Origin of the sequence: Bacillus sp. AFS041924 (genome assembly GCF_002577195.1) — a bacterium.
Classification (GTDB): domain Bacteria; phylum Bacillota; class Bacilli; order Bacillales; family Bacillaceae_G; genus Gottfriedia.
In genome coordinates, this window is the sequence record NZ_NULG01000036.1 from 20,391 (window position 1) to 27,175 (window position 6,785).

Annotated in this window: 5 protein-coding genes; 4 read left to right on the forward strand and 1 reads right to left on the reverse strand. The window is 33.8% G+C overall.

The window, feature by feature from the left end; all coding sequences use genetic code 11:
• Positions 1-104 precede the first annotated feature (104 nt).
• The gene (locus COC46_RS11900) at positions 105-1,691 is read right to left on the reverse strand and encodes a PucR family transcriptional regulator (protein WP_098809932.1); all 1,587 of its coding nucleotides are present in this window, start codon (positions 1,689-1,691) and stop codon (positions 105-107) included.
• A gap of 166 nt (positions 1,692-1,857) precedes the next feature.
• Here COC46_RS11900 and COC46_RS11905 point away from each other — a divergent pair, with 166 nt between their 5' ends.
• From COC46_RS11905 to COC46_RS11920, 4 genes are read left to right on the forward strand one after another with little or no spacing between them, the layout of a single operon-like run.
• On the forward strand, positions 1,858-3,486 hold the full coding sequence (locus COC46_RS11905; RefSeq protein ID WP_098809933.1) for an amidohydrolase: 1,629 nt from the start codon (positions 1,858-1,860) through the stop codon (positions 3,484-3,486).
• Positions 3,483-3,686, forward strand: a complete 204-nt coding sequence (locus COC46_RS11910) for a DUF3311 domain-containing protein (RefSeq protein WP_255294887.1) — start codon at positions 3,483-3,485, stop codon at positions 3,684-3,686. Before COC46_RS11905 ends, COC46_RS11910 begins: the two co-directional genes overlap by 4 nt.
• Positions 3,683-5,170, forward strand: a complete 1,488-nt coding sequence (locus COC46_RS11915; RefSeq protein ID WP_098809935.1) for a sodium:solute symporter family protein — start codon at positions 3,683-3,685, stop codon at positions 5,168-5,170. The genes COC46_RS11910 and COC46_RS11915 overlap by 4 nt, the downstream gene beginning before the upstream one ends.
• A 17-nt stretch (positions 5,171-5,187) precedes the next feature.
• Entirely contained in the window at positions 5,188-6,414 is a 1,227-nt protein-coding gene (locus COC46_RS11920; protein ID WP_098809936.1) for a Zn-dependent hydrolase, read from the forward strand.
• Positions 6,415-6,785 lie beyond the last annotated feature (371 nt).

Sequence of the window (6,785 nt, forward strand, 5' to 3'; positions counted from 1 at the left end):
TTCACATAATGACACTTTGTTAAGTAAAAAAATCCCCTTTCATTCGTTCAATCAATCAAAATCGACTTGAAAATGTAAGAAAGGGGATTAAATAAAAAAGCTGTTTATAAAGAAAGTTTTTCTAAGTCTTTAAATTGGAAATGATCCTGAGTAGCGAGCAACATTAATTCAACTGCAAGTCGTTTAGGAGGAAGCATATAATCAGTTCCTATTAAACTTTCAATCTTGGTCAAGCGATGATATAACGTTTGGCGGACAATAAATAGCTTTTTAGCAGTCTCGTTTTTTAAACAATTACATTGCAAATAAACTTGTAATGTTTCTATTAAATTTCCATTATTTTTTGCATCGTATTCATAGAGGGGATATAAATAGTTCTTTGCTAAATCCATAATTGCTTTATTTTTTTGCATTTGAAGAATTAATTGATGCAAGTAGAGATCTTCATAAAAATATGAAAGTTGATGAGCGTTTTGACGGATTAATAATGTATCCTGTGCAGTTTCGAAACTTTGATGTACTAATTTATAATCATTTACAATCTGACCAACTGCCGAAGTGACATTTAAGTCTATATAATTATTATTCTTTCTGAAGTTCTTTATTTTTTCAATGCAGTCTACTATACGCTTTTTTGTATCGTATCCGTAAATATCTGCAATGATATAAATCAGTCTTTGTTTTTCCTCTAATAAAAAGATAACGAAGCCTTTATTTTCGAAAATATTACGAGAGTATAATTTATAATAATTTAAATCGTATTCTTTTTTGGAATTCTTTATGTGATCGATTAAAACAAAATAAGAGCAATCTACTAAAGTATGAAAGCTTTGTTCTTGTAAGAAGGAGGTAATGACGGACTCTTCGAATGATCCGTTTAACCAAGATTCTAATAATACGCGGGAGTAAATATTTTGTTTCTCTTCTATGTATAAACTGCGTAACAAATATTGAGATAAAGCGGTTACAGTTCTGTCTAATACTAATAATTCGAATTCATTTATTGTACGGTTTTCAGTAAAAATACAAACCTCTCCATAGCTTTCCTCTAATATATTTACTTCACATTTTGCAAAATGCTTTCTCTCGTTGTTCTTTTCGTATTTGTCTCTTAATTTCATATACATATGCTGTTTCTCATTTGGAAAAAAGGAAGGTTGCTGACCGTCAATGTTAAATGCAACGTTAATGTTTAAATATTTATAAAGCCTCATTAATATATGTTCGTAGTGAGTTATTTTCAACGTTAATTTGTTAATTTCTTGCGAATAGTTTTCCAACCGTTTAATCATTTCATATTGTTGATTAATTATCATACTATGTATTTCTTGTGTGATCTCTATAAATGGAACGATTTCTTTAAACACGATAATTGGGAGATTATTTAAATTGGCCAACTCGATTACATTACTTGGTACAGTTTGTATATGTTCACCAAATTCAATACATAATCCAGCTGCTTCTTTACTAATCAGTTGTTCTACAAATTCGAAAAGTGTCTTTTCTTGAGTGAGTTGTATTCCAGTAGTTAAGACTAGTTCATTGCCTTTAATGAAGGTACCAATTTCTTTTGACTCCAGTATATGAACCCACTTAATAGCATTCAAAACCCCGCCATGACCAGCTAGAATTTTAGCCTCTTTGAAATGTTTTTTATCAAATAAATCTTGAATCCTAAGTGAATAAGACAATATATAGCCTCCTCTAGAAAAAGGTTTATCAATGCTTTATACAGAAAATATAACATAATGTAAAACGACAAAGGGAACTTTTTTACATTATGTTCATATCGAGCGATTAAAAAGCTATGTTATATTTTTTGTATATTCTTAAAATTTTGACAAGGAGGGTGTGCGAATGAAAAAAACGGCTTTACTAAATGGTGAAGTGATTACAGTAAATAGTAAAAATGAAGTCTTTGAAGCATGTCTAATCGAGGGGAATAAAATTGCAGCTGTAGGAACAACAGAAGAAATAAAAAAATATATATCTGCTTCAACGGAAGTTATTGATTTGCATGGTAGATCTGTTTTACCAGGTTTTATTGATGCTCACATGCATCTTTTTTTATACGGTAATACATTAATGCATCTCGACTGTAAAAATCCCGCAATTAATTCGATTGAAGAGTTAAAAGATAAATTAGCTGACATCGTTCAAAATACTAAAAATGGACAAGTAATACGTGTATTTGGATTTAATGAGTTAATGGTAAAGGAACAACGATATCCTACGATTGAAGAGCTCGATGAACTGACACAGGAACACCCGATTGTGATTACCCGTACGTGCGGACATATTGGGATTGTTAATTCAACTGCCTTGAAAATAGCCAAAATTGATTCAAACACGCCGAGTCCAAAAGGCGGAACAATCGAAAAAGATAAGAACGGCAAGTTTACGGGTCGCCTCATTGAAAATGCCTTTTTAGAATTTAATCAAAATGTGACTTATCGTAATGAAGAATTATTTAATGCTTTAATGAAAGCGCAGGAGCAATTATTTGCTTATGGAATTACAAGTGTTCATGATGCTGGTGGATTCGATGAAAATAGCTTTAGAATTATGCAAATTGCTTCAAATAATAAACAATTAAAAGCGCGGGTTTATGCATTAATCGGCAGCTTAAACGATTGCGAGAATTTTACTAAAAATATGTTAGCGACTGGTGTAATGACCAATACAGGAAATGATTTTTTCAAAATTGGACCAGCTAAACTTTTCACTGATGGTAGTAGTACAGGCCCGACAATTGCTACACGTGAACCGTACACGAGCGATGGCACTAATTACGGTTATTTACAGTATACAGAAGAAGAACTTTATTCCATTTTCTCCCCAGCCCATCGAAATGGCTATCAAATTACAGTGCATGCTCAAGGTGACCGAGCGATTGAGCAATATTTGAGTGTCATCGAAAATATCTTAAATGAATTTCCACGTGATGATCATCGTCATCGTGTTGAGCATTTGGGCGTTTGTCCACCAGACTTGCAAGAAAAAGCCAAGGCGCTAAATGTCATTCCTATACTCAATCCTTCATTCCCTTATGAATTCGGAGAAAGTTATATTCGTAATTATGGTGAGAGAACCAATTATATGTATGCAGCAAGTGATTTATTGAACGAAGGCATCATCATAGCGGCTGGTTCAGATGCACCAATCACAACAGTTAATCCATTAGTTGGCATATACACTGCTGTTACTCGTTTAACGCGACAAAATACAGCTTTTGGACAACAACAAAAAGTATCGCTAATGGATGCGATTCGAATGTATACGTATAACGGAGCCTATGCAAGCTTTGATGAAGATTCTAAAGGAAGCATAGAAACAGGAAAATTGGCTGATTTGGTTATTTTAAATACTTCCATATTAGATAGTCAGATGGAAGATTTACTCGAAGTAAAAGTAGATTCGACCATATTAAATGGTGAAATAGTGTATACAAAAAAATTTGAGGAATGGAGAGTGGGGAGCAAGTGAGAAATTATTCAAAATTATTACTGATTATTCCTTTCATCGGAATGTGTGTCCTTCTGCCCTTAGCTAATCGTATAGAGCCTTTTATTTTAGGTGTGCCATTCTTATTATTTTGGATTGTATTATGGATGATTCTATCATCTGTCATTTTGTTAATCGTTTATAAACTAGATCCTACCAATAAAGGAAGTGAATTTGAATGAATGCTGCCTTACTGATTATCTTTTTTATTGGGGCAATTGCGTTATTCTTAGGGATTCGCGCAAGTCGTGGGAAAGAAATGAATGTAAATGAGTTTGCGGTAGGGAATAAAGGTTTCGGTACATTATTTGTATTCCTATTAATTGCTGGTGAAGTTTATACGACCTTTACTTTTTTAGGTGGTAGCGGATGGGCCTATACAAACGGTGCGGCAGCTTACTATGTGCCAGCTTATATTTGCTTGGCTTATGTACTTTCTTATTGGATTATCCCAAAAATCTGGCGTTTCGCAAAAAAGAATAATGTAATTTCACAGCCTCAATACTTTATGAAAACCTATAATAGTAAGGCGTTAGGTATGGTTGTTGCTTTCATCGGTTTAATCGCACTCGTACCATATATTGTCATCCAATTAAAAGGGTTAGGGATTATCGTATCTGAAGCTTCTTATGGTGTGATTTCTCCATTAATTGCTTCTACAATCGGTGCAGTTATTGTTACAATTTATGTTATTAACTCAGGTATCCATGGATCTGCTTGGAATGCGGTTTTAAAAGATATTTTAATCTTATTCGTCATTGTATTCTTAGGTATCTATATCCCTTATCACTATTTTGGTGGTATTCGACCATTATTTGAAGCTATCCAAACAACTAAACCAGAGGCTTTAACATTCGCATCTGTTGGTTATAGTATGCCGTGGTTTATTTCGACAATCGTTCTAAATGCGTTTGGATTTTACTTGTTACCACAATCGTTTAGTGTCGTATTAGCAGCTAAAAGTGAACGTGCATTAAAGAAAAATGCGATCACATTGCCTTTGTACACAATCTTAATATTATTTGCCTTCTTTATTGGATTTGCCGCAATTATTCAAGTACCAGGATTACAAGGACCTGAAGGCGATCTTTCACTTTTACGTCTTACGATGAAAACATTTGATCCTTGGTTTGTAGGAATTGTCGGTGGGGCTGGACTATTAACTGCATTAGTTCCTGTATCCGTAATGGTTATGTCTGGGGCAGTAGGGTTAATGACGGGATTTTACAAATTAATTAAGCCAAACTCAAGTGATCGTCAGCAACTGAATGTATCTAAATTATTTGTTTTATTTATTATTTTAGTAGCGTATGTATTTACTATTACGGGCGGAGAAGCGTTGGCTATTTTAAACATTATGTCATATGGTTTAATTACTCAATTAGTGCCAGCACTGATCTTTGGTTTCTTTAACACAAAACTAATGAATAAGTACGGTGCAATTGCTGGTATTATTACAGGGGTTTCGATCGTATTATTTAATGCAATGACTTCATTTAAGTTAGTCAATATTTTCCCAAATATCCCAAGTGCAATTAATGATATTAACATTGGATTTGTAGCAATTGGCATTAATCTTATCATTAGTGTGGGTGTAAGTTTCGTAACTAACGCATTGGTTGAAAGAGAAAAAGCTGATCAAGGAGCAGAAGAAATTGCACAATAATTAAAGGGGGTCTTCTTATGATAAAGACGAATGCTAATCGGCTTCAACAATTAATTGAGTTGTTTAGTGAATTTGGTAAAACAGAAAACAATGGAGTAACTAGACTAGCATTATCTGCTGAAGATATTGCTGCAAGGAAGAAATTCCAAGCATTATGTGAAGAAGTGGGAATGACTGTAAAGCATGATGATATGGGGAATATGTATGCTACTTTACCGGGTAAACAAAACTTGCCTCCGATTGTAATTGGTTCACACTTGGACTCAGTTATTAAAGGCGGACGTTTCGATGGCGTGTTAGGTGTGCTCACTGCTTTAGAGACTGTCTATACAATTATAGATGAAAAGATTGAGTTAGATTATCCAATTACAATTGTCAATTTTACAAATGAAGAAGGGGCAAGATTTGAGCCATCTCTTATGTCTTCTGGCGTACTTTCAGGTAAATTTGATAAAACGAAAATGATTGCTTCAACAGATAAAAATGGAATGTCATTTGCACAAGCATTAAATGAAAGCGGTTTCGAAGGTTCCGAAACAAATCGTTTAAAAGAAGCTAGCGCTTATATCGAACTACATATTGAACAAGGACCTGTACTGGAGAGGAAAAACTTAGAAATCGGGGTAGTAGAAGGTGTACTAGGTATGGTATGCTATGAAATCTCTGTATTTGGAGAATCCAACCATGCAGGTACGACGCCAATCAGTATGCGCAAAGATCCGATGTTCACTGCTGCTAATGTCGTGGTAGATTTACAAAAACAACTACAAAGGCTAGATTCAGAACTTGTTTATACAATCGGTCGTATAAATGCATATCCAAATATTCATACGGTCATTCCTTCAGAAGTAACCTTTACGTTAGAGGCGAGACATAAGGATCCAAGTGTTATTGCAGAAGTTACAAGAATGGTGGAAGAACTGCAAGGAAATATAAGTGGCTGTCCAATCAAATCCACACGCCTATGGGATCGAGACACAGTTGACTTTAATGAGGAAGTCGTAAATGCTGTAGAATATGCTTGTAAAGAGTTAGGGTATAAAGAAAATCGTATGTATAGCGGGGCCGGCCATGATGCTCAATTCATTGCTTCCTATATTCCAACTGCTATGATTTTTGTACCGAGTGTAAATGGATATAGTCATCGAGAAGATGAATTAACTTCATATGAGGATTGTGCTAAAGGGGCGAATGTTTTACTGAATAGTGTATTAAAACTTTGTCTTGAGAAAGTGAATAAATAGGGTTTCCTTAATAAATATATAGTTGGAAAGAAGTTAAAATGAAAATGGACGAATGATTTCGTTTATTTTCATTTTTTTTTGTATAAATACTTTATTTTTTGGAAGTATTAGCGAATGATAAATATCATATGTTGTCCTTCTATCCCAACTTTACGTATTATTTACAATCGTTTAAAACTACGTTAATTATTCTTTTCTATAGTTAGAGATGTAGAAAATAATAACTTTCTTTAGGAGGACAAACAATAATGAAACGTGGATTAAAATTAACATTTGCTGCAATGGCTATTACAGGTATGTTAGCGGGATGTTCTAATAAAGATGAGAAGACAACTGGAAAGACTTCAGATAATAAAAAAGTAGAATTAACA

Coding starts and splice junctions, on each gene's coding strand:
- COC46_RS11915 (WP_098809935.1), top strand. CDS start 3,683: ATGAATGCTGCCTTACTGATTATCTTTTTTATTGGGGCAATTGCGTTA.
- COC46_RS11905 (WP_098809933.1), top strand. CDS start 1,858: ATGAAAAAAACGGCTTTACTAAATGGTGAAGTGATTACAGTAAATAGT.
- COC46_RS11920 (WP_098809936.1), top strand. CDS start 5,188: ATGATAAAGACGAATGCTAATCGGCTTCAACAATTAATTGAGTTGTTT.